This is a genomic window from Pseudoalteromonas tunicata (genome assembly GCF_002310815.1).
GTDB lineage: Bacteria > Pseudomonadota > Gammaproteobacteria > Enterobacterales > Alteromonadaceae > Pseudoalteromonas > Pseudoalteromonas tunicata.
Window position 1 is genome coordinate 1,580,137 of sequence record NZ_CP011032.1, and the last position, 26,723, is coordinate 1,606,859.

At 39.5% G+C, this 26,723-nt stretch carries 17 protein-coding genes; 13 read left to right on the plus strand and 4 right to left on the minus strand.

What is annotated here, in order from left to right; genetic code table 11:
• Nucleotides 1-33: 33 nt before the first annotated feature.
• The 5 genes from PTUN_RS07365 (at nucleotide 34) to PTUN_RS07385 (ending at nucleotide 5,895) form a co-directional block, all read left to right on the plus strand.
• Entirely contained in the window at nucleotides 34-2,061 is a 2,028-nt protein-coding gene (locus PTUN_RS07365) for a dipeptidyl-peptidase 5 (RefSeq protein ID WP_009839590.1), read from the plus strand.
• Nucleotides 2,062-2,328: 267 nt separating this feature from the next.
• On the plus strand, nucleotides 2,329-2,958 hold the full coding sequence (locus tag PTUN_RS07370; protein ID WP_009839591.1) for a HutD/Ves family protein: 630 nt from the start codon (nucleotides 2,329-2,331) through the stop codon (nucleotides 2,956-2,958).
• Nucleotides 2,959-3,266: 308 nt separating this feature from the next.
• The gene (locus tag PTUN_RS07375) at nucleotides 3,267-4,307 is read left to right on the plus strand and encodes a Leu/Phe/Val dehydrogenase (protein WP_009839592.1); all 1,041 of its coding nucleotides are present in this window, start codon (nucleotides 3,267-3,269) and stop codon (nucleotides 4,305-4,307) included.
• A 216-nt stretch (nucleotides 4,308-4,523) separates the two neighbouring features.
• Complete coding sequence (locus tag PTUN_RS07380) at nucleotides 4,524-5,240, plus strand: TonB-dependent receptor plug domain-containing protein (protein WP_009839593.1); 717 nt, start codon at nucleotides 4,524-4,526, stop codon at nucleotides 5,238-5,240.
• 25 nt (nucleotides 5,241-5,265) lie between these two features.
• Nucleotides 5,266-5,895, plus strand: a complete 630-nt coding sequence (locus PTUN_RS07385; RefSeq protein ID WP_232285038.1) for a tryptophan 7-halogenase — start codon at nucleotides 5,266-5,268, stop codon at nucleotides 5,893-5,895.
• A 17-nt stretch (nucleotides 5,896-5,912) separates the two neighbouring features.
• Here PTUN_RS07385 and PTUN_RS07390 read toward each other — a convergent pair whose 3' ends face one another.
• Complete coding sequence (locus tag PTUN_RS07390) at nucleotides 5,913-7,325, minus strand: tryptophan halogenase family protein (RefSeq protein WP_009839595.1); 1,413 nt, start codon at nucleotides 7,323-7,325, stop codon at nucleotides 5,913-5,915.
• A 209-nt stretch (nucleotides 7,326-7,534) separates the two neighbouring features.
• On the opposite strand from PTUN_RS07390, the gene PTUN_RS07395 reads away from it, so the two are divergent.
• Both PTUN_RS07395 and PTUN_RS07400 read left to right on the plus strand, forming a co-directional pair.
• Nucleotides 7,535-8,197 carry a CatA-like O-acetyltransferase gene (locus PTUN_RS07395; RefSeq protein WP_009839596.1) on the plus strand — a complete coding sequence of 221 codons (663 nt, stop codon included), beginning with the start codon at nucleotides 7,535-7,537 and terminating at the stop codon, nucleotides 8,195-8,197.
• Between the two features lie 115 nt (nucleotides 8,198-8,312).
• Nucleotides 8,313-11,738, plus strand: coding sequence for a hypothetical protein (locus tag PTUN_RS07400; protein ID WP_009839597.1), 3,426 nt, complete (start codon nucleotides 8,313-8,315; stop codon nucleotides 11,736-11,738).
• Between the two features lie 49 nt (nucleotides 11,739-11,787).
• Here PTUN_RS07400 and PTUN_RS07405 read toward each other — a convergent pair whose 3' ends face one another.
• A complete protein-coding gene (locus tag PTUN_RS07405; RefSeq protein WP_009839598.1) occupies nucleotides 11,788-14,112 on the minus strand; it encodes a DEAD/DEAH box helicase in 2,325 nt (774 codons plus the stop codon).
• A gap of 380 nt (nucleotides 14,113-14,492) precedes the next feature.
• Here PTUN_RS07405 and PTUN_RS07410 point away from each other — a divergent pair, with 380 nt between their 5' ends.
• Together PTUN_RS07410 and PTUN_RS07415 are read left to right on the plus strand one after the other, a co-directional pair.
• Nucleotides 14,493-15,317, plus strand: a complete 825-nt coding sequence (locus tag PTUN_RS07410) for a M90 family metallopeptidase (RefSeq protein WP_040644121.1) — start codon at nucleotides 14,493-14,495, stop codon at nucleotides 15,315-15,317.
• A gap of 144 nt (nucleotides 15,318-15,461) precedes the next feature.
• A complete protein-coding gene (locus PTUN_RS07415) occupies nucleotides 15,462-18,605 on the plus strand; it encodes an amidohydrolase family protein (RefSeq protein WP_415906959.1) in 3,144 nt (1,047 codons plus the stop codon).
• Between the two features lie 106 nt (nucleotides 18,606-18,711).
• Here PTUN_RS07415 and sbcB read toward each other — a convergent pair whose 3' ends face one another.
• Entirely contained in the window at nucleotides 18,712-20,163 is a 1,452-nt protein-coding gene (gene sbcB, locus PTUN_RS07420) for an exodeoxyribonuclease I (RefSeq protein WP_009839602.1), read from the minus strand.
• A 428-nt stretch (nucleotides 20,164-20,591) separates the two neighbouring features.
• Between sbcB and PTUN_RS07425 the strand changes: the two genes are divergently transcribed.
• On the plus strand, nucleotides 20,592-21,431 hold the full coding sequence (locus PTUN_RS07425) for an isopenicillin N synthase family dioxygenase (protein WP_009839603.1): 840 nt from the start codon (nucleotides 20,592-20,594) through the stop codon (nucleotides 21,429-21,431).
• 227 nt (nucleotides 21,432-21,658) lie between these two features.
• A complete protein-coding gene (locus tag PTUN_RS07430; RefSeq protein WP_009839604.1) occupies nucleotides 21,659-22,663 on the plus strand; it encodes a succinylglutamate desuccinylase/aspartoacylase family protein in 1,005 nt (334 codons plus the stop codon).
• Nucleotides 22,664-22,675: 12 nt separating this feature from the next.
• Here PTUN_RS07430 and PTUN_RS07435 read toward each other — a convergent pair whose 3' ends face one another.
• A complete protein-coding gene (locus tag PTUN_RS07435) occupies nucleotides 22,676-22,951 on the minus strand; it encodes a hypothetical protein (protein WP_009839605.1) in 276 nt (91 codons plus the stop codon).
• A gap of 145 nt (nucleotides 22,952-23,096) precedes the next feature.
• Between PTUN_RS07435 and PTUN_RS07440 the strand changes: the two genes are divergently transcribed.
• Complete coding sequence (locus PTUN_RS07440; protein WP_009839606.1) at nucleotides 23,097-24,488, plus strand: hypothetical protein; 1,392 nt, start codon at nucleotides 23,097-23,099, stop codon at nucleotides 24,486-24,488.
• Nucleotides 24,489-24,590: 102 nt separating this feature from the next.
• Complete coding sequence (locus tag PTUN_RS07445) at nucleotides 24,591-26,669, plus strand: TonB-dependent receptor plug domain-containing protein (protein ID WP_009839607.1); 2,079 nt, start codon at nucleotides 24,591-24,593, stop codon at nucleotides 26,667-26,669.
• The last annotated feature ends 54 nt before the right edge of the window (nucleotides 26,670-26,723 follow it).

Genomic DNA, 26,723 nt, shown 5'->3' on the forward strand with positions numbered 1-26,723 from the left:
CTTTTCCTTTTAATAATCTGCAAAGGTAAAAAAATGATAAAAAGCGCTATTAGCCTTACATTATTGGCAGGATTAACCGCCAATGTGCAAGCAGCAGAACCGTTAACGGTACAAAAGCTCAATAGTTTAAATAAGATAGGCAATATCAGTGTATCGCCTGATGGCAGCCAACTGATTTACTCTTTAAAAACACCCACTGGTAGCGATTTGTACTTAAAATCACTGAGCAATCCAAAACAAGCCGATAAACGCTTGACCAGTTATCCGGGGTCTGAATCGGATGTAACCTGGCTTAATGATGGTAAATCGATTTACTTTTTAGCCAACCGTAAAGCTAGCCATCAAGTATGGCAGCTTAATTTAACTGGGGGTGAAGCAACACCAGTGACAGATTTAGCGCTTTCGGTTAATGGTTATAAGTTATCGCCTGACAACAAAAAGCTAGCACTCGCGTTAGAAGTTGTGCCTGGCTGTGAAACAATTAGCTGTACGATTGAAAAAACAAAGATATTTGACAGTGAAAAGCATCATGCCATGGAGTATGACCAACTGATGGTACGCCACTGGGATACGTGGGCAGACCGTTTTCGTAGCCATATTTTTGTTGCCGATATCACAGAAAATCCAATCAAAGATGCTAAAGATTTAACCCCAGATTGGGATACTGATATTCCAGCCAAACCATTTGCAGGAATGGAAGAAGTTACGTTTACCCCTGATAGCTTAAATGTGGTTTTTTCAGCAAAGGCGCCAAGCAAAGACCATGCATGGACCACTAATTTTGATTTATTTAAAGTCTCAATTGAAGGTGGTGCGGTTGAGAATCTAACAAAAGAAAATTTAGCGTGGGATTCACAACCGCAGTTTTCAGCTGATGGCCGTTTTATGGCCTACTTAGCAATGAAGAAACCAGGTTTTGAAGCCGACCGTTTTGGTTTAATGGTAAAAGATTTAAAAACCGGTAAGTTAGATGAAGTCGCACCTCTTTGGGATCGCAGCATTGATAGTTACCAATTTTCACCAAATAACCGCGCTGTTTATGTTACGACCCAAGATGTAGGGCAAAAGGGCATTTATGAGATCAGCACTAATTTTGGTGATGTGCGTAAAGTGTTTTCTAATGGTAGCGCTGGTGATGTACAACTAACTGATAATAAAATTATTTTTAGCCGTCATACCTTAAGTTCTCCAAAAGATATTTACCAAATTAATCTTGATGGTTCAGAGCTTACGCAACTAACAGATGTGAATAAAACGAATCTAGCGGATATCAAACTCGGTGAATTTGAGCAGTTTAGTTTTCCCGGTTGGAACAATGAAACTGTGCACGGTTATGTGGTTAAACCTTGGAACTTTGAAGCAGGTAAAAAATACCCGATTGCGTTCTTAGTACACGGCGGCCCACAGGGTTCTTTTGGTAACATGTTCCATTATCGTTGGAATGCTCAATTATGGGCAGCGCAAGGCTATGGCGTTGTTATGGTTGATTTCCATGGATCAACAGGCTATGGCCAAGCATTTACTGATTCAATCTCCCGTGATTGGGGTGGTAAACCACTTGAAGACTTACAGAAAGGTCTTGCGTATATCACGCAAAAAGAGACTTGGTTAGATGGTAAAAATGCCTGTGCACTAGGCGGCTCATATGGTGGTTATATGATGAACTGGATTGCCGGTAACTGGACAGACGGCTTTAACTGTTTAGTAAACCACGCAGGTTTATTTGATATGGATAGTTTTCATCAAACTACCGAAGAGCTTTGGTTTGCTGAGCATGAAATGGGCGGTGAGTTTTGGGCTAAAAATGCTGACTACGGTAAATTTAACCCTGCGTCATTTGTAGATAACTGGAAAACACCAATGTTAGTGATCCATGGCTTAAAAGACTATCGTGTGCCATACGCGCAAGGTTTAGGTGCCTTTACCACATTGCAACGTAAAGGTATTGATTCACGCTTAGTCGTGTATCCAGATGAAAACCATTGGATTTTAAATCAAGATAACTTAATTCATTGGTACGATGAAGTATTTAGTTGGATGAAAAAACACACTCAAAAATAATGAGTGGTATTGAATAAAAGGTGCGTTTATCGCACCTTTTTGTTATCAAATCTTAATGCTGGATAATCACTCTATCTCAGGCCGCTATTTTCAACGTTAACTGCGTTGGATTAAGTTGCAATATTGATGCGTCAATCTGTTTTTTTACCGTTAAAAATCTCTGGTTAGAGCAATTAAAATTAGAAATATGATTTTAAATCAATATCTTGATGCATCTCTTGTCCAGAGCTGATAGCTAAATTTATTTAAATGTCGAGATTGAATTTTATGAAAATTATTGAACCGTGCAATTTTATCACCACTCAGTGGGCTGGTGGTTCAACAACCCAATTATGGATCTGGCCGCCAAAAAGCAACGTTGCAGAGCGTGATTTCGAGCTTAGAATTAGTATGGCGAGGGTTGAACAAGGTGGTCCATTTAGTGACTTTTCGGGTTATCAGCGGGCGTTATTATTACTAAGCGGGGAAGGCTTAAAACTTGAGCAGCGCAAAGTAGATGATTCACACGTTTGCTTTTTGTTTTCACCAAATGATCCGTGTTGGTATTTTGCCGGCCAAGATACGGTGCGTGCAGAGCTTCTAAATGGCCCAGTTCAAGATTTCAATTTGATAGCAGCGCAAGAGCACACACTTAACATGGTGCGTTTTTCGCTTGATGCTGCGCAACTATTTTACAGTATGAATAATGTTATAACGACTAAAAAACACAGCGTTAAAACGGTTTCATGTTTATACGGTTTATATCTTCATCAGGGTGAGCTAAATGCTGGGCAGACAGTGATAAAAGCAGGGCAATTAGTATTATCCCTTACACCACTTGATAATTTAGTTGGTAGTGCTTTATCTAGCGAAGGGGTATATTTTGCATGCGGATTGCCATATCTAATTGAAATTTAATACCTTTATATTTTATTCAATCACTGGGTAAATTGTATTTAAAAGTTTACAAATAAACTTCCTTTTACGTTAACGTAAACTAAAAGTGTTGGTTTTAATCATAAATTGGTTAAAATCTTTATTATAGTTGCTCGGTCTGCATAATAAATCTGCCTTAATGTTTTTAATTGAATTGAAATATCTATATTTGGCGCAGTTTGAGTTTTATCATCTCAAAATGTGGCGCTGTTAATTACTTGGTGGTAGAGTTCTCGCCAGTTCAGCGCTCATAGATCCTGCTTTCAGGTGACTAATATTGGAGAATAAACGTGGCTGTATTTAATCGAGTTGAGTTTGATAATCACGAACAAGTTGTATTTTGCTCAGATCAAGAATCAGGCTTAAAAGCTATCATCGCAGTTCATAGCACTAAATTGGGCCCAGCTGTGGGTGGTTGTCGTTTATGGGATTATGTATCTGATGAAGATGCAGTCTATGACGTACTACGTTTATCAAAAGGTATGACTTATAAAAACGCAGTTGCTCGTTTACCATTTGGTGGTGGTAAATCAGTTATTATTGGTAATGCCAAAGAAATAAAATCAGAAGCATTATTTCGTGCGTTTGGCCGAAAACTTGAAGGCTTAGGTGGTGCGTATTATTCAGCAGAAGATGTCAATATCACCTGTGCTGACGTCGCTATCATGAATAAAGAAACTAATTATGTACTTGGACTTGAAGGCAAAAGTGGTAACCCATCACCATTTACTGCACTTGGTACATTTTTAGGTATTAAAGCTGCGTATCAGCATCAACACGGTCATCAAGATTTAGCCGGGGTTAAAGTGGCGGTGCAAGGTTTAGGTGCGGTTGCTTATAGCTTATGTAAATACTTGTATGAAGCGGGTGCTTCGTTATATGTAACCGATATTAATCAAGCGTCAATTGACCGAGTAGTCAATGACTTTAATGCCACTGCTGTGGGTATTGATGAAATTTATGATTTAGATGTCGATGTTTATTCACCTTGTGCACTAGGTGCAACAGTGAACGATAATACCATTGCACGTTTAAAAGCGACAATCATTGCTGGATGTGCAAATAATCAACTCGCAGAAAGCCGTCATGGTGAGTTACTTCGTCAAAAAGGTATTTTGTATGCACCAGATTATGTCATTAATGCGGGTGGCATAATCAATGTATATTATGAAACTGCGCCGGGTGGTTATAGTGCACAAGCGTCAACGAAACATGTTGAAGGCATTTTTGGTACTTTGAGTGAAATATTTGCTCGTTCTGTGACAGAGCAAAAATCAACCCACTTAATTGCTGATGAGTTAGCACAAGAAATTATTGCCAACGGTTTATAGTCAATTTGTTATTGAGAAAAATGCAGCCAACTGGCTGCATTTTTTTTACCTAATTCTTACACCCGCTCTAAATTCTTCTTTAAATGGATAGAAAAGTATATGGATTGCACACAATGGTATGCTTAATTGTTGAGTTAATAGGCAAAATAACAAAGTTCATATTATTTTCGAACACATAATTCTTATAAGCATCATCAATTTAGGGGAAGGTTAGTTATGAGGGATTCTCGGGTATCAAATGACAGCGTTGTCGTTTCTCGAAATAGTTTTAAACGCTCAGCGGTTGCGCTGAGTGTTGCTGCGTGTTTGTTTTCAGGTGGCCATGTTATTGCAGCAGAAAAAAATACCGCTGAACAAGATATCGAAGTGGTTGAAGTATCGGGTATTCGTGGCAGTACTAAAGCCAGTATTAATACCAAGCGTTTTGCGGCATCTCAAGTTGACGGAATTACAGCTGAAGACATCGGTAAATTACCCGATGTAACTATTGCTGATTCTTTACAGCGTATCACGGGCGTACAAATTGAACGTACCGCAGGTGAAGGTGGCCCTGTTGCCATTCGTGGTTTACCACAAGTTGATACCATGATGAATGGCGAAGTATTTTTAAGCGCAACAACCATTGATTCATCAGGCGCTGACTTTGGTGATTTACCATCACAGCTTTTTTCTGGACTTGATGTATATAAATCAAGTGAAGCCAAATCTTCAGCCGCAGGTATTTCAGGTTCAATTGATTTACATACCCGCCGTCCTTTTGATATGGATGAAGGTTTTACTTTTTCAGGTGGTGTTGAGGCGACTAAAGGCACAATCAGTAAAGATACAGACCCAAATATCAATGGCTTATTTAGCTACAATGGCAATAAATGGGGTGTGTTATTTACCGCTGTAGCGTCTGAGGCAAACCGGAAACGGCTATGTATTTTGTGATAAATACATTACGGATCAACAAGCCATTCAAACCTTATTAAATTCAGTGGTGGGTGAGGTCATTGGCGAGCCGCACATTATTCCTTTTGTAACGGGCATTCGTAAACAAAGTTGGCATAACAACTGTTTAGCGCTTGGCCTTGCGCAAGGTTTTTTAGAACCTCTTGAATCCACCGCCATTCATTTAGTGTCAAAAACCTTAGCCTTGTTTGTGCGTATGTTTCCAGATAAACAATGTAATAGTATTCAAATGGCTGAGTTTAACCGCCGTGTGCGTGCTGATTATCAAGAGATCCGTGACTTTTTAGTGCTGCATTATTGCACCACTAAACGCAGCGATTCAGCTTTTTGGCAAGATTGCCAAACCATGGCCATTCCAGAGAGCTTGCAGCAAAAAATTGATTTTTTTAAGGTTGCGGGTGGCTTAATTCCTGAAGTAGAAGCTTTATTTCAACCGACCAGTTGGTATGCGGTTTTTGAGGGCATGCAAGTGCGCCCTGCAGGATTTAACCCAACGTTACATGCTCTAAATAGCCAAAAGTTAGCACAAAGCTTAGCGCAAGGGCAGGCAGCACTTGCTCGCAGTGTTGTGAAGCAGCCCAGCCATCAGGCATTTTTAACCGATTATTGCCAAGCGCCAAAAATTGAGTCGTGAATGACTGCCCCGCTTTTTCAAATGCGGGGCAAGTAAAGCGCATATACCCGTCGCCTTTCAATATGCTCGAAGGCGGCAAGCACCTGAATCCTCACGAGCATAGATGGACTATGTGATTGAGGTGAAGGCGCGCGGCCAACACCCGAGCATCTTGAACGGCTACGGGTATAGTTATGCGGGTTGTGGCAATGGCTTTGCTGCGCCATATTTTGACAGGCTTGCCAAAAAGGCGTATCGCATCGCGCCGATAATTTGTAATGCAAAATTAAAAAATCACGAATATTTTCAAGCTCTAAGTTATGTAAACGATTCACCTCATTAATATCGGCTTGATTAAAACTACAGTCAGGAAAAAACGTCAGCAGTTTTGCAATGGCGGTTTGTACCAATGAAATGCTGGTGGATTCTAATGGTTCTAAAAAGCCACTGGCGAGCCCTAAAGCAAAACAGTTTTTATGCCAAATTTGTTTACGTCGCCCAGGTTTAAAGGTGATTTTACGAATTTCACCTAAAGGCTCTCCGTTGATATTAGTTTGCAACAGTGCTTTGGCTTGCTCATCACTTTCAAAACGGCTGCTATAAATATAGCCATTGCCGCTGCGGTGCTGTAACGGAATATGCCACTGCCAACCCGCACTTTGCGCAATTGAACGGGTAAAAGGTTCTGGTGGGTTAACGCGTGTGGTTTGCACTGCAAGGGCCGAGTCACAAAATAGCCAATGGCTCCAATCTTCGTAACCGGTATGAAGCGCTTTTTCAATCAACAGCCCTTCAAAGCCACTGCAATCGATAAAAAACTCGCCCTCAACTATTTGGCCATCAGTCAGAGCCACATTGTTAATAAAGCCAGTGTCGGGATGTAAATTAACTTGCTCGATGGTGCCAATTAGGTGGTTAACTCCAGCATTAATGCTGTGTTTTTTCAAAAATTGCCCGTATAAACCAGCATCAAAATGATATGCGTAGGCATAATCGGCCAGCGGCGTGCTTGGGTTTGCATGGGGCTGGGCAAATTTGTACTGTTTTGCTAATTGGCAGGCAAAGCTAAAATCAGCTAATTGGCTACTACACTCGGTTTGTTGTGCACGATAAAGGTAATGATGAAAATCGACCTGATCGATCTTCAGGCCATAATCGGCAAACGGATGAAAAAATTGTTTATTTTGTGGATGCCAATTTTCAAATTGAATGCCGAGCTTAAAGGTCGCTTGAGTTGCTTTGATAAAGGCTGTTTCATCAATGCCTAAATTTCGGTTAAATTGCACAATATTAGGGATCGTCGCTTCACCCACACCCACGGTTGCAATATCACTTGATTCGATTAAACAAATCTCTGCGCTGTTATTAACGTATTTAGCTAAACTTGCCGCAGCCATCCAACCTGCAGTACCGCCACCCACAATCACTATTTTTTTTATATTATTATTCATTTTTTGCGCCCACAACTTGCCAAAGATTGACTATAAAGCAATGCATTTTTCAGGAAAAGTGATTGGGTAAGATACCGCGCTTAACGCATAGAAAAGTATCTAAACTGCGGTGATTTGGTCAAGTTTGAAATCTTCACAGTTTCTTCATTTGCCATTTTATAAAAGCAGCATAAACTTAAACTACCTTAATTAGTGTAAAAATTTGAGCTATGAAAACCCCGAGTGATGGTGCGATAAAAATAGAATTGGAACAATGGCCGCGACAGCAACATTTTCAATTTTATAAAAACTTTACTGATCCCTATTTTAATATCTGTGTTGAACTCGAAGCCGAAAGCCTTTTCAATTATTCCCGCTTAAACAATGTTTCTTTCTTTAATAGTTATCTGTATTTGGCCATGTTGGCCGCCAACGACATCGAACCATTTTGCTTACGTTTAATAGAAGGGGACGTGTGGCTCTTTGATAAAATCAATGCCAACGTAGTGCAGCTTAAAGAAGACGAAACATTTCGCTTTAGTTATTTAGAGCATGCCACGGATTTTAATCGTTTTTGTACATCATCTAAGCAGGCATTTGAGCTTGCCAAATCACAACCATTTTTTTCTGAGCAGTTTTATTCAACCGGCCTTGCCTGCAATTGTTTGCATATTTCAGTATTGCCTTGGTTAAGCTTTACCAGTTTTTCTCATGCGAGTAATCATTCTGAATACTCAGGTATTCCAAAACTAGTTTTTGGTAAATACAACAAACGCACTGGCATTATGCCACTTTCAATTGAAGTACATCATGCGCTAATGGACGGTATTCATGTTGCCCAATATGTCGCTCGTTTGAAGCACTATTTTGATAATGCGTCTAAGTATTTGTAAATAAAGTATGGTGATTATGCTCATTAATTATTAGCTTGATTAAGTTTTTAAAATTTTGACTCTGTTATCTATTTCTATAGAATACGTTCCTATTTTAGCAGTTAGGAGCAGATATATGAGATGGATAACAGAGATCAAAAGTAAAGTAACGTTAATTTTTTATTGTTTAATCAGTCTTTTCATTATTTCTTGTGGAGGAGGTGGTAAAAGTTCTCAAGGCGGTGCTAGTCAAATATCTCCAACAAGTGGTTATACACTCACCCAACCTAATTATACCGGACTAAAAGGTACGGTTGAGATCAATCCAGCTCAAGCATCGGAAATAGTATTAGATATTGCATCAGGATTAGACTTATTAACGACATTAGTTTTTTCTGATGATGCGCAGTATTACCATATTTTGCCATTCGAAACGACTAATCAAATACAAGAAATAGTGTGTGATTCTGGTACATTTTCCTCGACTGAAATAACAAAAAATAAACATATTAGATTGTTGTATGATAAATGCGCACTGGGAGCTGAAGCATTAAATGGGCAAATAGATGTTTATTTGGTTAATGCAATTGATGATTCTCATTTAGATGAGCTCGACTGGAATATTAATTTGGTAATTTTAGATTTAACAGATGAGAGTGAAATAACTCTATCAGGGAATTCTAAAGTTAGAAGATCTAGTTCAGGTAAGTTCTACGCAGAGCATCAAATACTATTAAAAGAAGGTGCTAAGCAATTATATTTCGATAAATTTATTACAGAATTTAAAGCTAATAAAAATAGAACAGAGTTAAATTATATTGGGGATGTATATATCTCAGATGTTGGTTTAATATTATTGAAGACTGAGCAAGTTGATAATGCTGAGGAACATGATCTAGTTATCGTTTTTTCTTCAAAAAATACTTTTTCAGTCGAGGTTAAATACGGTAAAACTATTATATTTAAATTTGGAGGGGAATATATACCTTTTAAATTTGATTTAAATGCAATTCCCGTTGAGTTTTCAGATGGTATAAATGAAACGCCAGTTGCAATGATCGATGTAGTAAGCGAAGTTGCAGATCGTGGTGCTGAGTTTGAATTCTCTTCATTGGGTTCGTATGATCTTGATATGGAGCCTTTAATTTACAAATGGGAAATACTTCAGGCACCGATTGAATCCAATGCAACTATTATTGAAGGTCAAATCTCCCGTCTATTAACCGACTTACCAGGATATTATAAGGTTGGCTTAACCGTTACAGACTTATCAGGGGCATCTCATAAAAGCAGCCAAACAATTCAGGCTTTGCAGCTTGCTCCAAATGTGACGGTTTTTAATGACAAAGAGATTGTGCCTTTAGATGGGTTTTTTAGCAGTAAAGTAACTCATAACAATGAGATGCCTGATCAGCCTATTACTTACAGAATTGCCTATGGGCCTCCTGGGATGACCGTAAATGAAAGCGGTGTTGTAACGTGGAATGCACATATCCCAAGCTTTGGGTTTGATTCTGAGATTCATTTTGCTATCGAAGCTTTAAATAAAGACAAAATGACTTTAATTAAAAGCCAAGTTATTGTGAATGATGTTCATGATAAAAAAATATATGTTGGTACTAGTTCTGATGGATTTACTCCTGCCAAGTCAAAAGAACGGTTGGGTGAACGCTTTCTTCTGGAAAACCAAGCTGGCGTTGTAAGAGAGATTTTTTTATCCCAAGAGAATAAGCTGAAATCAGGCTTAAGGATTCCAATTATGCCATTCAACTTAGATTATAAAGCAAGCTATGATCTAAATAATGATGGTGTGATGGAACATTTTCTAGTTCCCGATAAATATAATTATCAAAGTGAAAAATTTAAAAGATATGAATTACATATATTGGATGATGCAGATTATAGTATAAAAAAAGTTGTCACAACGAAATTAGATCATTGGAAAAATGTTATTTTTAAGGACGTTGATAGTGATGAAAACGTTGATTTAATTAGTTATGGTAATGCAGGTGAAATAACTGTTTTTGAAACGCTTAACTTCAGTATTAAATATCAAATAGATCATTACTCATCTGAAAATGTAGTGTCATTTTGTGATGTAACTAACGATGGGCTCGATGAGGTGATAACGAATAAAGCAATTCGCCGGATTACTGGGGGGGATGTATTATATAAGTCAGATGATGAAATATTAACTGTAATTAAGACGGCAGGTAATAAATGTGCCTTATTACTTCAAAACGCTGACTCAGAATTACTGATTGGTCACTATAAAAATAGTAGTATGATTAAAATCTTGCTCAGTGAACAGAAGATTAATTTTTATAAAGTCTTTAATATAAAAAAATCAGGGAGTAATACGAATCAACTATTATTATCTACAGACGATAGAGATGATTTTGGAGGGTACAGAAGTAGACCGACCTTGATTGAAATTTTTGATAATGGTGAGGTTGAATCGACATTTTTAGAAACTGATTTTATTAATAACTTTCAATTTTCTCATATTATCGGTTCTGCAGATTTTAATAATGATGGAAATGATGAAATATTATGTAAAGACAGCCGTTTTTTAGCATTTACCATAAATGATAACAAGCTGACATTTCCATATAAAGAAAAATCATATGGAAGTAAAGACTACTTCAAAAGTGCAAAGTTAGTAGAATTAGCTGACGATAATTCAGTGTCTATTTATCGTAATTTTATGTATGACTTATCAGATGAGCAAATATATAACTATATAGGCTCAACTCTGACTACCGATTTATCTAATTCAGCTTATGAAGATGTCATCGCCAGTCAGGTGGTTGATGGTGAAAAATATTATTATTTATATGAAGACTCTAAACAAACGTTTAAGAAAGTTGATAATAAAGGGGCATTGCTTTGGGTAATAGATGAGTCTGTAAAGGACGTGCTATTTATTGATGATATGACATTGTTACAGAATGACAACTCGATTAAGGTAGTTGCTGATTCAGATGGAAAAGTAATTAATGAATTAAAAAAGAGACATCCAGTAAAAATTTTTCCAGCAGGTACATCTAAAAACGAATTCTTTGTCGTTTATATACATAGCTATGAAATATTTCACTTTAAAAATGGTGTTTTTTATCCTGTTTATAGCGGTGGTGATACAAAGTGGGGTAATCCTGAGTATCAAAATAGTTTTAGTGAAGTAACTATGACTCAATTTGATGATGATGAGCAAATGGAGCTGATTTTCTATTTTAATGGCTATAAAAACTATACTGTTTTTGACACAAAAAACTGGGCTGTTCAAAGTTTGAAAAAATCTGATAAAGCATATAACCCAGATTATATGAATTTCTCTAACCCTGTGGATGACCTTATATTTAGTGATGAATTAAATCGCAGTAGTTTAAGGTATAACTACTTAGAGCATGTATTTCAATTGGTTGATAAATTATCAGGTGAATTGATATTTCAATTTCCTTTCAGAGATGACTCCCATGGAGCGATAAAATTTAGAAAAAATGAGGATATGCATATCAGTACTGTTATTTTGAATTCTACAGGGCTGATATTGGTGCCATAAACGTTTAAAACTCTGCGACACTTATTGTGGGGTAGAGTTTTAAACAGTATTAGCGAATTTCCACCTCTTTGCTGGCTTTTTTATAGCGAATTTTAAGCCCCGACCAGCTGGGTAATTCCCAGCGTTTTGGGGCTTCTTTTCGCAGTCCTTTTAAATAATGTACCACCACTAATTTTTTCACTAACTGATATTCAACCGTTACATGCAAATCGGGCAGCTGCAAATACAAGGGGTATTTTTCGGTGAAATCCGCATATTCCCATTCGGGAATGATGTGCACGGCAAAATCATCTGCGCTTAATAATTCAAAATCGTCAGCGCCTTCAATGGCTAAATCGGTTAAGGCTTGGGCAATAAACTCATGAGTAGTTGGAAGGGTCGTGATACAATTATTGAGCTGCTGATAAAGCCCTGCCCATAGCAGTTGATGGGTTATTTTTTGCCAAAGGCCGGGCAAAATAAGCTCTTGTGCTATCAACTGGCATGCAGCCTCTGGTAATTGTGCCGGTGTGGCAAGCTGGCTTTGAGTTGCAAGGACTTTACCGGCAAACGTATGAGCGATGATGACTTTTATCTCGTTATTATCAAGTTCAGCACCTTCAATCTTGGTGGTGCATAAGCCCAGAGCAACAATGCGTTTATTACAGATAGGCGCCATACACAGCGCAAGTGTTTTAGCTTGTTTGACTCCTTTTCCAGCAAGGGAAAAGGTATCGAGTACCAAAGCGGCACTTTGATTGTTAAAGCGCGAGTGTTTGGCAGCTATTACCTCAAGTTCACCATTTGATAAGCTATTTTTTCGCGCATTATGAATAAAAAGAGCGCGCGGTAAATGGGTTGCAATGGCTTCAATTAATGCTGAACGTTGGTAGCTGGCTGGTTTTTCAAGCGGCGGTAAATCAAACGCTTGGCGAATTTGCACTGCAAATTGCCGTGCCTCTTGTAATGCATCGTCATCGACTTTAACCCAATCTGTTACGTTGCCTCTAATTAAAGCAATCGCCAGCTCTAAATCACAATGATGGGGGAGCTGCTCGTTCAGCGCTTGGGTATGTTCAAGTTGCTGACTGAGTTGATAGACTTGTTTGGGCACGGCTAATAAGGCTGCGGCATCAGCCATTGCTTGGCGCAGGGCATTGGTTGGCATATGGGTAATTAAATGCGCCAGATCGCTATTAATAGGGAGTGGATACAAACGTTTACCATGCTCGGTTGCATGACCTTGTTGATCGATAGCATTAATGGCGAGTAATTGTTGTTTGGCTAATAGTAATGATGACGCGGGCAGCGGCTCTAAAAAATCAAGCTGTTCAATGCCCCCGCCGGCACAGGCGGCGCTCAGTACCATTTCGTTGAGTGAACAACGCTGAGATTCTGCAGGTGTATGGGCAATTAGAGGGGCAAATTCACCGTACAAACGAATGCACAGCCCCGGTGAGGTGCGCCCCGCACGTCCGGCGCGTTGCATGCTTGAATCCATTGAAATGGTGTCTAAATCTAAAACAGTGCGCCCGGCTCGCAAATGAGTGCGTTTTTCAAGGCCACTATCAATTACGCAATCAACGCCTTCTAAAGTGAGGGATGTTTCGGCAATGTTGGTAGCTAAAATAATGCGCCGTTTTGATTGGCTTTGTAGCGCAATAGTTTGCGACTGAGCGTCAGAGCCTCCATGAAGCGGCACCAGCAAAACAGGCAGATGCATCAATTTTGAGGCAACAAAATCAATATCGGCTTTACCGGCTAAGAAAACTAAAATATCTGCTCGGGCTTCGCTAAGGGCAATATTACAGGCTTGAAGTACCCGTTCTGCTAGTTTCTCTTTGCAAGGCATTTGGCGCATATCGGCGGCGTGATAGCGCATCTCGATAGGAAAACTTCGGCCCTTTGCAGTTAAAATCTTTCCTGATAAATACGAAGCGAGTTGCTCTGCATGCAAGGTTGCTGATGTTACGACTAACTGATGGCAATTATGCTTTTTTAACAGCGCCAGCAATAAGTCGGTATCCCAACGGCGCTCGTGAAATTCATCTAAAATAACCGTTTGATAATCTGTCAGTTTATTTTCAAAAAACCAGCGTAGCACCACGCCTGGCGTTGCAAACACAATGCGAGTATCGGCACTAAAGTGGCTTTCAAACCGAATAGCGTAACCAATTTTGTCCCCCAACGGGCTGTTGCTTTGTTCTGCTAAATATTGCGCAAGCGCTGTACAGGCAATACGGCGGGGTTCAATTACCAGCACTTTACCCGATTGCGCGGCCCAAAGGGGTAAACGCGTTGATTTCCCCGAGCCGGTTTGGGCACTGACAATTAAAGGTTGTTTGCCAAGGGAATGTAAAAATGTGTCTTTAATGCTGTCGATGGGTAATGTCATGGCGCTATTTACTGTGAAAATCGCGGTTATGGTACACCAAAATAAAGTGCGAGGTAATGTATATACCCAAACCACCTCAAGATGCGAGTTTCAGTTGAAATTTAAAGCGATTTAGGCAGGCATTGATTGCAAGTAATTGTGGTGCTATTGCTAAAATCAGTAACGTAGTATAAATCGCTTTAAAACCAATCCGTTGGGCGTTTCACTGTGGCTCACTCTCATCGTTGTTACTTCTTAAAAGGGATTACCATTGTTGCAACCTTGATATTAAGCCCCTGTGAAGCGCTGAATGCTGTATCTTGAGGTGGCTTGGGTATCAGGACTTGAAAAGTACAATTATCGAACCCATTGCTAGGGTATAACAATTTTTGAGCACCTTTATGGTTAACATCGTTCTGATGATTTTTTTGGTGGTATTTGTTTTAGGTTATTGGCGTTTTGATGATATTCGACGCTATTACTGGCAAAAAAAATACCAAGACAAACAACTAACAACGCAGCAGCAACATTTAATCAGCAAAGTAATGCCTGTTTATAGGCGGCTTTCAAGTATTCAGCGGCATAAATTAGATCGTCATATTCTGTGGTTTTTAGATAACATTAGTTTTTTAGGACGCGATGGATTGCTGGTGAGTGAAGCCATGAAATGGGTGATTGCTGCCGATGCGTGTTTATTGGTGATTGAAAAACCGTGGCCAATTTATCGTAATGTAAAACAAATTTTACTTTACCCAAGTGCGTATTATGCAGGGCAAGAAGCTCGAGATAGCGCAGGGTTAGTCAGTTTTCATCAAGTGATCCGCCAAGGAGAGTCGTGGCCCGGTGGCACGGTGGTTTTATCTTGGCATGATGTCTTAGAAGGAAATCGCTTACCGGGAGATGGCCATAATTTAGTATTTCATGAATTTGCCCATCAGCTCGACCAAGAAACGGGTGCCACCACTGGCACCCCGCATTTGCCCGATGCGACAGCCTATAAAAATTGGTCACGGGTTTTTAGCCGTGCTTTTAATCATTTAAAAGCAAGCATGGCTTATCAAATGCCGCATGTTATTCACAGTTATGGGGCGACCAATGAAGCGGAGTTTTTTGCTGTTGTCACTGAAACCTTTATTGAAAAACCAGCTGATCTGCGCCAGTTTGACTCAGAGCTGTATCATCTTCTTTGTAACTATTATGGTTTTGATCCCTCATGCTGGTATTAATCAGCCCTTTTTGGGGATTGGTCAGATAACGCTAGAAAATTTGCCCGATGTTTGTTCAAATCAAAAGACAACAACTATTAATAACAACCATTCGGACAACAAATGAAAAAATTTATTTATTCGAGCGTTGCATTTGCAGTGGCAATGACATTTAGCCCAGCTAGTTTTGCTGACGAACCAAAAAAAGAAGAAAAACCAAGTTGGAAAGTCGATGAGCCGCAAGGTGAGTTTTTTGATGCCAAAATTGCGGTTGAGCAAGGCACGTGGATGAACATCGATGTTAGCCCAGATGGCAAAACCATTGTCTTTGATTTATTGGGTGATATTTACACTATGCCGTTTTCTGGCGGCAAAGCGACACAGCTAACTTCAGACATTGCATGGCAAATGCAACCACGTTTTAGTCCAGATGGTAAATCAATTGCATTTACCTCAGATGCCGATGGCGGTGATAATATTTGGGTGATGGATGTTGACGGCCAAAACGCCAAAGCAGTAACCAAAGAAACCTTTCGTTTGCTCAATAGCCCTGCATGGAGCCCAGATGGTGATTTCATTATTGCTCGTAAACATTTTACTGCTAGCCGTTCGTTAGGGGCGGGTGAAGTGTGGCTTTATCACAAAGCTGGCGGCAATGGTGTGCAGCTAACAAAACGCGAAAACGATCAAAAAGATTTAGGTGAGCCAGCATTTTCGCCTGATGGTCGTTATGTGTATTTTTCTCATGATGCGACGCCTGGTAAAACCTTCCATTATTCAAAAGATTCGGTCGACGGAATTTACAAAATTAAACGTTATGACCGCCAAACAGGTGAGATTGAAACCATTATTTCGGGTATGGGTGGTGCCATTCGCCCAACACCGTCACCCGATGGTAAAACACTTGCTTACATCAAACGTGATGATTTTCAATCAAGCCTTTATTTATATGATTTAGCCACAGGCCAACATACAAAAGTATATGGTGCGATGGAGCGTGATATGCAAGAAACGTGGGCTATTCACGGCGTATATCCAACTATGGCATGGACACCTGATAACAAAGGGCTGGTATTTTGGGCGGGTGGTAAAATTCACCAAGTTGATGTGAAAACAAAACAAGCGTCTGAAATTGCCTTTAAAGTCGAAACCAGCAAAAAAATGCAAAAAGCGCTGCGTTTTGCGCAAAACATCGATACCCCAGAGTTTGATGTAAAAATGCTGCGTAATGTGCAAATCTCACCTGACGGTGAAACGGCCATCTTTGAAGCGATGGGCAAAATCTATTTACGCGACCTTGATTCTGGAAAAATCAAACCATTGACAAAAAGCAGTGCAGGATTTCAATTTTTCCCAACCTTCTCTCGTGATGGCAAACAAGTGGCGTTTGTAAGCTGGCAAGATGATGAACAAAGCCAACTGCATGTGGTATCAACCCGCAGCGGCAAAGGTAAAACGTTACTTAAAGAAAAAGGTAAGTTTGTAGAGCCAGTGTTTAGCCCAGATGGTAAAACCGTGGTTTTTCGTAAAGTCCGTGGCGGTGCAATTTTAGACCCCGATTTTTCGTTAAATCCGGGTATTTATAAAGTGCCAAGCACTGGCGGTGATGCTGAGCTTATTTTTAAACAAGGTGAGCAACCACAGTTTGGTAAAGATAACGACAAAATTTATGTGCTAGGCATTGGCGAAAAACCAAGCTTGTCGATGATTGACTTAAATACTAAAAAAGCACAAAAACTCTATGAGTCAGAATTGGCGACCGAGTTTCGAATTTCACCAGACAGCCGTTATTTAGCCTTTGCAGAGCGTTTTAAAGTATTTATCACACCATTTGTAGCCAGTGGTAAAACCATTAACATTGGGCCAAAAGATACCCAATTCCCACTTGAGCAATTATCGGTGCGCGCGGGTGAAAACATTAGCTGGAATACTGATGCCGATAAACTGTATTGGACCCTTGGACCTGAGCTTTATCATGCAGATTTAAATGGTATTTTTGATATTAAATCGGCAAAAAATGATTTTAAAGTGGCCGATGGCGCGAACATTAGTTTTAAACAAACTATGGCAGAGCCAAATGGTTTAGTGGCGTTAACCGGCGCTCGAATCATTACCATGAATGGCGATAACGTGATTGAAAATGGTGTGGTATTAACTGATGGTAAACACATTAAAGCGGTTGGCGCAGTCGGTGCTGTTAGCATTCCGAGCAATGCTAAGGTTGTTGATGTTACGGGTAAAACCATTATGCCAGGCATTGTTGATGCTCATGCCCATGGTGCACAAGGCAGCAATGAAATAATTCCTGAGCAAAACTGGAAGAACCTTGCAGGCTTAGCCCTTGGTGTCACCACGATTCATGATCCATCAAATGATACCAGCGAAATTTTTGCTGCCAGCGAAATGCAAAAAGCCGGTAAAATTGTTGGTCCACGTATTTTCTCAACCGGTACTATTTTATATGGCGCCAATGGCCCAGGTTACACCTCGCATGTTGACTCGTTAGATGATGCTAAGTTTCATCTTGAACGTTTACAAAAAGTGGGTGCGTTTAGCGTTAAATCGTACAATCAACCACGTCGTAATCAACGGCAACAAATTATTGAAGCAGGCCGTGAGCTTGGCATGATGGTGGTGCCAGAAGGGGGCTCATTACTGCAACATAACTTAACTATGGTGGTGGATGGCCATACCGGTATTGAGCATTCAATTCCTCCAGAACATATTTATGATGATATCAAACAGTTATGGTCACAAACCGAAGTGGGTTACACCCCAACACTCGGTGTGGCGTATGGCGGTATTTGGGGCGAAAACTATTGGTATGATAAAACGGATGTGTGGAAGCACCCGCGGTTGTCAAAATTTGTACCAAAAAATCAGTTGTTTCCACGTTCAATGCGCCGAACTAAAGCTCCTGATCATCACTACAACCACTTTAATGCTGCAAAAGTTGCGGCAGAGTTACAAAATGTGGGCGTTAAAGTTAACTTAGGCGCACATGGTCAGCGTGAAGGTTTAGCTGCTCATTGGGAGATTTGGATGTTTGCCCAAGGCGGCATGACGCCACTTGAAGCATTGCGCGCTGCGACTATCGACCCTGCACATTATTTAGGGCTTGATAAGCACATAGGGTCAATTGAAGCAGGTAAGCTTGCTGATTTAATTGTCATTGACGGTAATCCACTTGAGGATATCCGCGTGACTGATAAAGTGACCTACACCATGATCAACGGCCAATTATTTGATGCCGCAACGATGCAAGCGGTCGATGGTAAAACACGCGAAAAACTCTACTTTGAACAATAAATCAGTTTATTAACGCGTTAAAATAAATAAGGATTTCAATTGAAATCCTTTTTTATTGGTTTTTTATCATAAGCCTTAATGGCGAATGACTAGGACCTTGAGTGCATTATAAATTTTGAGCGTAATGGTACAGCGCTTTTAAAATTGTCATATTACGCTCGTTGCCTTCATTCTCGTGAACCAGGTTTTCGAGCGTCATCATAAATTCTTGCGCGTCAATGGCGGGGCTATCCTCGCCATACATCAGTTTGTTCTGGCAGTATTTACGCCACTTTTCAAGCTCTGCTGTAGTTAAAGTGTGTGGCCAATTACGAGCGCGATAACGAAATAATAAAGTATCGAACTTTTTATCTTCAAAATCGAGCCCAAGCGTTGCTAATTGGTCAGGCTCTGCGGCACGAATAATATCGAACTTATGTTTATCGGCGTTGGAGGTAAAACCCGCATAAAGCTGATAGTCACAGTTCTCGCTGCCCGCAAACTCGTTTTCGCTTTGAAACACCTCGGCGACTTTTTCTCGCAGCTCAGGATGTGCTTTTAAAATGGCTAAATTAGCTAAACATTGCTCACGATCTATGCCTATTTTAGCTGCATTTTCAGGCAGTAAGGTTTTCGCTGGCGCTACAATAGGGCATTTATTTAAATGCACGAGCTTTAAACCAATGGGCTGTTCGTTTTCGGCCAGCTCAGCGCGTTTAGTATAAAGACGTGCGCGGATTTCATCGGCAGAAAGAGCGAGTAAAGGGCGAGGATCGTGTGTTAAATTAAAACAGATCACCGCATTTTTATTCACAGGATGAAACGCCATTGGGGCAATCCACGTAGTGCAGCCTTGGCTTGCTGGAATTTTGGACGAGGTATGAACCAGCGGCACCATATTATAAATATCAAATAATTCCGCTACGGCTTTTTTGAAGCGTAATTTAAAGAAAAAATCATACAGTTTGGGCTGTTTGTCTTTAATCAGTTTTGCCAGTGCAATGGTCGCGGTGACATCAGATAACGCATCATGAGCTGCAGCATGCTCAATGCCATTGGCTTTGGTTAAGTCTTCTAAACGAAAGCTGGGTGTGCCATCTTCTTTTAATGGCCACTGAATGCCTTCTGGGCGCAACGCATAACAGGCACGAACTAAATCAATAATATCCCAGCGGCTGTTACCATTTTGCCACTCGCGCGCGTAGGGATCATAAAAGTTTCGATAAAAAGCATAACGGCTGACTTCATCATCAAAACGAATGCTGTTATAGCCTGCAACACAGGTATTAGGTTTGGCAAATTCTTGATGAATTTTAGCAATAAACTCGGCCTCAATCATGCCATGTTTTAGTGCATGTTGTGGTGTGATCCCAGTAATTAAACATGCTTGTGGATGAGGTAAATAATCAGGCGCAGGTTGGCAATAAATAATCAATGGCTCGCCAATAATATTTAAATCAAAGTCTGTACGCACGCCCGCAAATTGACTTGGCCGGTCTTTTTGTGGATTCGCCCCAAAAGTCTCGAAATCGTGCCAGTAGATTGTTGCTTGGGAGTCGTGAGATTCACAATAAGTCATGGGAAAAATAACACCTTGTTTTTACTTTGTTTGCTGCCAAAAGCTGAGAGTTAAATTGTACTCTGTTTTGACGGTACTTGCCTAGGCAAGCTGAAAATTGTGTTTTAACTTCTGATTATAAAAGGCAAATTGTTGCGTTTAAGCATGGATTATTATGCTGTTTTCACTCATTCACTGACAAAATCAATCAATTGTCATGGTGATGTTTAAAACTATTTAAAGTAATACATCAATATCGATACGAATAAGAACATGATCTAAATCAAGCTAGAGTAATTACACTAGAATGAAATTTTTTGGCTAATTCAATATTTAACAATAACTTAATTAAAAAATCTAAAGTTGAGGTCAATAAACGTACAGGGCTGTACTTGTTATTTTTAAAGAGCCTTTTTAAACTATGACTTTATTTTCAAAGGTTAACTCTCATGCAACTTCCTACCGTTGACTATCAAGCAGATAATGCTGCTGCTCAATTTGTTGAATCGTTAAGAAATACAGGTTTTGGTGTTTTAAAAAATCATCCTATCCCAAAAGAGCTTGTTGAATCGATTTATAATAACTGGCAGCAATTTTTTAATTCAGATGAAAAAAACTCGTTTTTATTTAATAAAGAAACCCAAGACGGCTATTTTCCACCTTCAGTATCAGAAGTAGCAAAAGGGCATCAAGTTAAAGACATTAAAGAATATTTTCATGTTTACCCTAATGGACGTGTCCCTGCACAATTAGAAGCTGAAATTCGGGAATATTACCGTTTAGCCAGTGAGTTTGCAGCGCAATTACTAAGTTGGGTGCAACAATACGCGCCAGCGGAAGTAAGTCAGCATTTTTCAATTGATTTAAAAGATATGATTGCGCAAAGCGAAAAAACTTTACTGCGTATTTTACATTACCCGCCAATGAAAGGTGACGAAGAGCCAGGTGCTATTCGCGCTGCAGCGCATGGTGATATTAATTTACTGACGGTTTTACCCGCAGCTAATGAGCCTGGGCTTCAAGTCCAAACCAAAGAAGGCGGTTGGTTAGATGTACCGTGTGATTTTGGTAATTTAATTATTAATATCGGCGATATGTTACAAGAAGCATCGGGTGGTTATTTTCCATCAACGATCCACCGGGTAATTAACCCAACGGGTAAAGCCAGTGATAAATCACGTATTTCATTGCCTTTATTCTTACATCCTCGACCTGATGTGGTGCTATCAGAGCGTTACACTGCGCAAAGTTATTTAGATGAGCGTTTGCGCGAGTTAGGCGTTAAGTAAACGTTGGTTATGAAGCCAGTGTTGCTATGGCACTGGCTGTTTTGTTATTATTATCTTTATTGAGTTAAGCTCGTACTGGCCATTAAATCCTTTCCTAATTAATTATTTGTAATTTCAAGTTGTTTAATTGCATTACAGATGAATATACTGTAACTATCTGTTTCAATTTATTATATTTAATGCTTTGCTCAAGTGTTGAATTACAGCGTATTTAGGAGAAAATAATCGTGCCGAGTGATTTTGTATTGTCTGGAACGGCTGTTTCGCGTGGTACTCGAGCGCTAATTAATATCCCTGTCGCTAAACTCTATACCGGCACAGATATGTCAATTCCTGTTCACGTTATTCGGGGTAAACGAGCAGGACCAACGTTATTTATCAGCGCTGCTATTCATGGTGATGAACTTAACGGTATTGAAATTATTCGCCGGCTGCAACTGCAAGAAACACTTAACGCAATTAAAGGTACGTTGATTTTAGTGCCTATGGTCAATGTATTTGGGGTATTAAATCAAAGCCGTTATTTACCCGATCGTCGTGATTTAAATCGCTGTTTTCCAGGTTCTCAAAAAGGCTCTTTAGCGGGGCGTTTAGCTAATTTATTTTTAACTGAAATTGTACAAAAATGTGATTACGGTATTGATCTTCATACTGGTGCCATTCATCGAAGCAATTTACCCCAGATTCGCGCTAATTTAGATGATCCACAAACTAAGGCACTGGCAGAAGCTTTTGGTGTTCCTGTTTTGCTGAATTCTAATTTACGTGATGGTTCGTTGCGCCAAGCCGCAGATGATTCTGGGGTAAAAATATTGCTGTATGAAGCGGGCGAGGCACTGCGTTTTGATGAGTTGTGTATTCGCGCTGGTTTAAGAGGCGTTCTTGATGTGATGCGTCACCTTGGCATGATCCGCAAAGTGAAACGTAAACAAAAATTAGAGCCCTTTGAGGCACGCAGTAGCTCTTGGATCAGAGCAACCGAAAGCGGGATTGTGCGTTTACTGAAAAACTTAGGTGAACGTGTTAAGCAAGGTGAAGAAATCGCTAAAATATATGATCCAAATGGCCATCGAGTCGAAACCATTTATGCAAAACATGAAGGGATCGTCATCGGTCGTCTGAATATCCCACTGGTGCAAGAAGGGGATGCACTTATGCATGTGGCGATGTTTACATTAGCGAGTGAAGTGGCTGAACACGTTGAAATTATGCATGAAATTTTTGAAGACTAATCGATTGAGTGGTTACGCAATTTTTATGCGTACCACTTTCATGATCTCAACATCAAAACTAGCCACGGTTTCGGTTTCTGGGTAGTAAGTTAAGTTGACACGAGCATCGACTAACGATTTATATTTCTTTTTGCGCTGAAACTTAAAAGGCACGTCACAGGATTCGACCATCAAGGTATTAACAAACCAATCGTCTTTTTCACGTTGAACATGCGAAACGACTTTTTGGTTTTCTGAATGGACCAGTTTTTGGTGAGTTTTGAGTAATTTGTCGAGTTTTTTGTTCATTATGCCAATCAGCTATGCAAAGGCATTTTATTATACTACATTGTCGGTATTTCCCCAAGAAACTCAGCGTTAGGCTTTGCAACAAAGCTATTGTTGAAATTAAGCATTATTTTTAAACGTATTTTTAAAGGAGCTTGTTGAGTCTGTGAGCCAAATTAGTTTGATTCAGGATGAAAATTTATCACTGAAATTACAACATCAGTTGTTACCTCGCGATTTTTTAAGGACCGACCTGTATTTTTCTCTCCCTGTTGATATGGGGATCAATCCAAGTACGCTTGAAGAAGAAGATTACTTTCACAGTAGCATTAAAACGCAATGCGCTTATTATTCAGATCAATTACATTTACCCTTAGTACGCAGCCGTTTTATCAGTCAGCAAAAAGGTGAGCAAGCTGATTACCGTCTCAATTTAAATTTGTTTTGTTATCAAATCAAAATTGCATTAGATATTGATATCAAACAAGCGCTCAAAATAAAAGAACCCGCTCCTTTTTATCAAACAGCGCTTGAGATTTGTGAACAAACTGAATCGCTTCTCAAAAAGCTGCGCCGATATACACCTCCAGATAAAAAACTGAGCCCATTTTTTGAAACTGCCGACAACTATTTAAGTTGGCATGTGGAACAATCTTTTTTGAATTTGCTTGCTGATGGGCCTAAAAGCTATGAACATGCTGCGATAAGGGATAAGTTGTTTGAATTTTGCGCTCAAGAACAACAGTATCGCGATACGAACTTGTATAACACCACGGTTACGCTTGCAGATCCTAATCGCATAACAAATAAAATGCGTCTCTTGCAACGTTTAATTGAATATGGTGTGGTATTTCAAAAAGAAACTTCAAATCTAAACAATAACTTACGCCGTTTAGTTAAAGGGGTGGTCACCGCCGTTATGATGGCTTTTGTTATGACGCTAGTTTTAAACGCACGCTCAAATTTTGCAGAAGTGACTTTTATGCTCGTTGCTTTGTTAGGCGTCATTTATGGTTTACGTGAAATATTTAAAGATGATTTAACCCAGCTTATTTGGCGGTGGATCCAAAAAGGCCGGCCTAAATGGGAGAATTTATATAGTAACAGCGCTTCGCAAACTCGGATGGTTGAGCAAACAATTTGGCTTGAATATATCCGAGCTAAAGATTTACCGCCGCTTGCAGATGCTTCACTGCAAAAAAGGCGTCAGCAAAACAAACAAGACTCACAGTTACTGCATTTTCGCTGTGATAGCAAAGTGGTTACTAAAGAATTTTACTCAGGTTATGATGAAATTCAGCAGGAAATTTCGTTCAATTTGACGCCACTCGTTAGGTATTTAAAAAAAGGCGAAGGGAAGTTATATAGCGCTGAAAATAAGAAAATATCTAAGCAAGCCGTAGAGCGCCGCTATCAAGTAAATCTTGTTGTCATTCAAACAGATAAAAAAAAGGTCAGCGTTTCTCAGCGTTTTAAAATTACATTAAATCGTTCTGAAATAGTTAACATTGAAGCGATGGTTGATAGCGATGTTGATGGTATAGCTTCTGCAGGCTAAACATAATGCTACAATTTGGAACATTTTCTGACAGTTTAAGACAAATAAACTCGATATAGTCTTTTTTAATTTACGTTTAAATAAATTTAAAGGACTAAATAAATGCGCCCCACAGTCTGCTTTCCACTTAGTTTGTTGTATCTAGCATTACAAAGCCATGCGGTTCAAGCCAATCAGGTATCAGCTGAAGAGATAAAAAACAATACTCCTGTTGAGCATATTGAGGTCCGCCATCGTCGAAGTTCAATTATGTCAGAAATCACCGAAGATGCTCAAAAGCTGGTCTCGATGCCTGGTGCTATGGGAGATCCTCTGCAAGCAGCCTTTGCATTGCCTGGCGTTGTTGCCGCTGGTGGTTCAATGAGTGCCCCTGCAGTTAGGGGGTCATCACCACAAGATAATATTTTTGAAGTGGATTTTATGCCTGCAGGCTATATTTTCCATGACTTTGGCATGTCTATCTTTAATCGTAATTTAATTCAAGATTTTAAACTCTATTCGGCTGGTTATGGCACTAGTTATAGCAATGCAACGGGTGCAGTGTTTGATGTTAATTTACGTACTCCTAAGTACCAAAAAATTAAAACAACACTTGATTTCTCGATGTTTAATGCAGGGCTTTTTGTTGAAGGGCAAATTACAGAAAATACAGCTTTTTATTTTTCAGCACGAAAAAGTACTTTACCTTTATTTTTTGACGAGGGAGATGAACTTGAAGATGAAGATGGCGAATTAACAGGAGTTACAGTAAACGAAGCCCCTGATGATAACGACTATCAAGGAAAGTTTATTTGGGATGTAAATAGCGAAAATAGTATCATTTTTTCTTTCACCGGTGCCCAAGATAAGGCAGGTGCTAATTTTAGCCAACGATCTGAATTTGCTTTAAAAAATCCAGATTATCAAGGTGATGCAGTATTTGATAGAAAATTTAATAGCCAAAGTCTAATTTGGGATCATGCCAGTAATAAGCTCAGTGCAAAAGTAGGTATTGGGATTTTAAATGAAACAGAACGTTTAGAATACGGTCAGGTGGCAACCTTAAGCGAAGGCTTTTATCAGCAAGCGAAAGATAAGCAAATTAGTTATAAGGCTAGAGTCAATTACCTTATCAACAAGACAAATTCACTGGTTTTCGATACCGCTTATTTTGATAGTGAGTCTGATTTTTCTTACGATATGTTTCATTATATCTGTACGGAACTTGATCCTGATTGCGATTTAAACCAAGGGGAGCGTATCGCTGATCGTTCTGTTTTTGATACGGATAGTTATTTTGTTGCCTTAAGCCATATCTGGCAGTTTCATGCCGATTGGCAGTCCGAAATCGGCGTGCAATGGCAAGGCAATAAATACACCGATGAAGCTTTTTTAATGCCTCGGATTGCGCTGAGTTATTATGTCAACTCTGACAGTACCATTACCGCTAAATTTGGTCAGTATAATCGGATGCAGGATTTAGAAGTGATAGCCCCTGTAATTGGAAATCCAGAACTTGATTCTCAGTTATCAAATCACGCGACGTTAGGATTTTCACAACACTTGGCCGATGAGTGGAGTTGGTCTATTGAAGGTTATTACAAATCAATGGAAAACTTGCCACTAGCATTACAAGGTTCAGAGCAGTTTTATAGCAATGAAGTCGAAGGGCGTGCTTATGGTGTTGATTTATTGGTAAATAAAAACAAAACTGACAAATGGTATGGTTGGGTTGCAATCAGTTATGCCAAAAGTGAACGCACTGATTTGCGTCAGAATATAACGCGTGATTATTACGCTGATACACCACTTGTAGTTAATATTGTTTTTAATTATCAAATTAATGAACTTTGGAATGGTGGATTTAATTTCACAGCCCGAAGTGGTCAAGCCTATACACCTATTGTCGGTGTGCGAGAAAATCCAGATTACGAGGGGCGATTTTTACCTGTTTATGGCGAACCTTTTTCAGAGCGCTTTGCTAATTATCATCGCTTAGACATTCGTTTTGAACGTGAATTGAAATTCTATGATTTAGATGCTCAGTTGATTTTGGAACTTATGAATGTGTATGGTCAAGACAATGTCAGTCATATCGATTTAGATTATCAAGAGATTAATAGTGTTAATGACTTGATTATTAAAGAGCAGACAGATGACTTTTCGATGCGGCCATCAATAGGTTTTAGTGTCTCTTTTTAGCCAGTATGACAAAAAACAGGATAAATATACTGAAAGTATTTATCCTGTTTTTTA

Coding starts and splice junctions, on each gene's coding strand:
- PTUN_RS07365 (WP_009839590.1), top strand. CDS start 34: ATGATAAAAAGCGCTATTAGCCTTACATTATTGGCAGGATTAACCGCC.
- PTUN_RS07370 (WP_009839591.1), top strand. CDS start 2,329: ATGAAAATTATTGAACCGTGCAATTTTATCACCACTCAGTGGGCTGGT.
- PTUN_RS07380 (WP_009839593.1), top strand. CDS start 4,524: ATGAGGGATTCTCGGGTATCAAATGACAGCGTTGTCGTTTCTCGAAAT.
- PTUN_RS07390 (WP_009839595.1), bottom strand. CDS start 7,325: ATGAATAATAATATAAAAAAAATAGTGATTGTGGGTGGCGGTACTGCA.
- PTUN_RS07395 (WP_009839596.1), top strand. CDS start 7,535: ATGAAAACCCCGAGTGATGGTGCGATAAAAATAGAATTGGAACAATGG.
- PTUN_RS07400 (WP_009839597.1), top strand. CDS start 8,313: ATGAGATGGATAACAGAGATCAAAAGTAAAGTAACGTTAATTTTTTAT.
- PTUN_RS07405 (WP_009839598.1), bottom strand. CDS start 14,112: ATGACATTACCCATCGACAGCATTAAAGACACATTTTTACATTCCCTT.
- PTUN_RS07410 (WP_040644121.1), top strand. CDS start 14,493: ATGGTTAACATCGTTCTGATGATTTTTTTGGTGGTATTTGTTTTAGGT.
- PTUN_RS07415 (WP_415906959.1), top strand. CDS start 15,462: ATGACATTTAGCCCAGCTAGTTTTGCTGACGAACCAAAAAAAGAAGAA.
- sbcB (WP_009839602.1), bottom strand. CDS start 20,163: ATGACTTATTGTGAATCTCACGACTCCCAAGCAACAATCTACTGGCAC.
- PTUN_RS07425 (WP_009839603.1), top strand. CDS start 20,592: ATGCAACTTCCTACCGTTGACTATCAAGCAGATAATGCTGCTGCTCAA.
- PTUN_RS07435 (WP_009839605.1), bottom strand. CDS start 22,951: ATGAACAAAAAACTCGACAAATTACTCAAAACTCACCAAAAACTGGTC.
- PTUN_RS07445 (WP_009839607.1), top strand. CDS start 24,591: ATGCGCCCCACAGTCTGCTTTCCACTTAGTTTGTTGTATCTAGCATTA.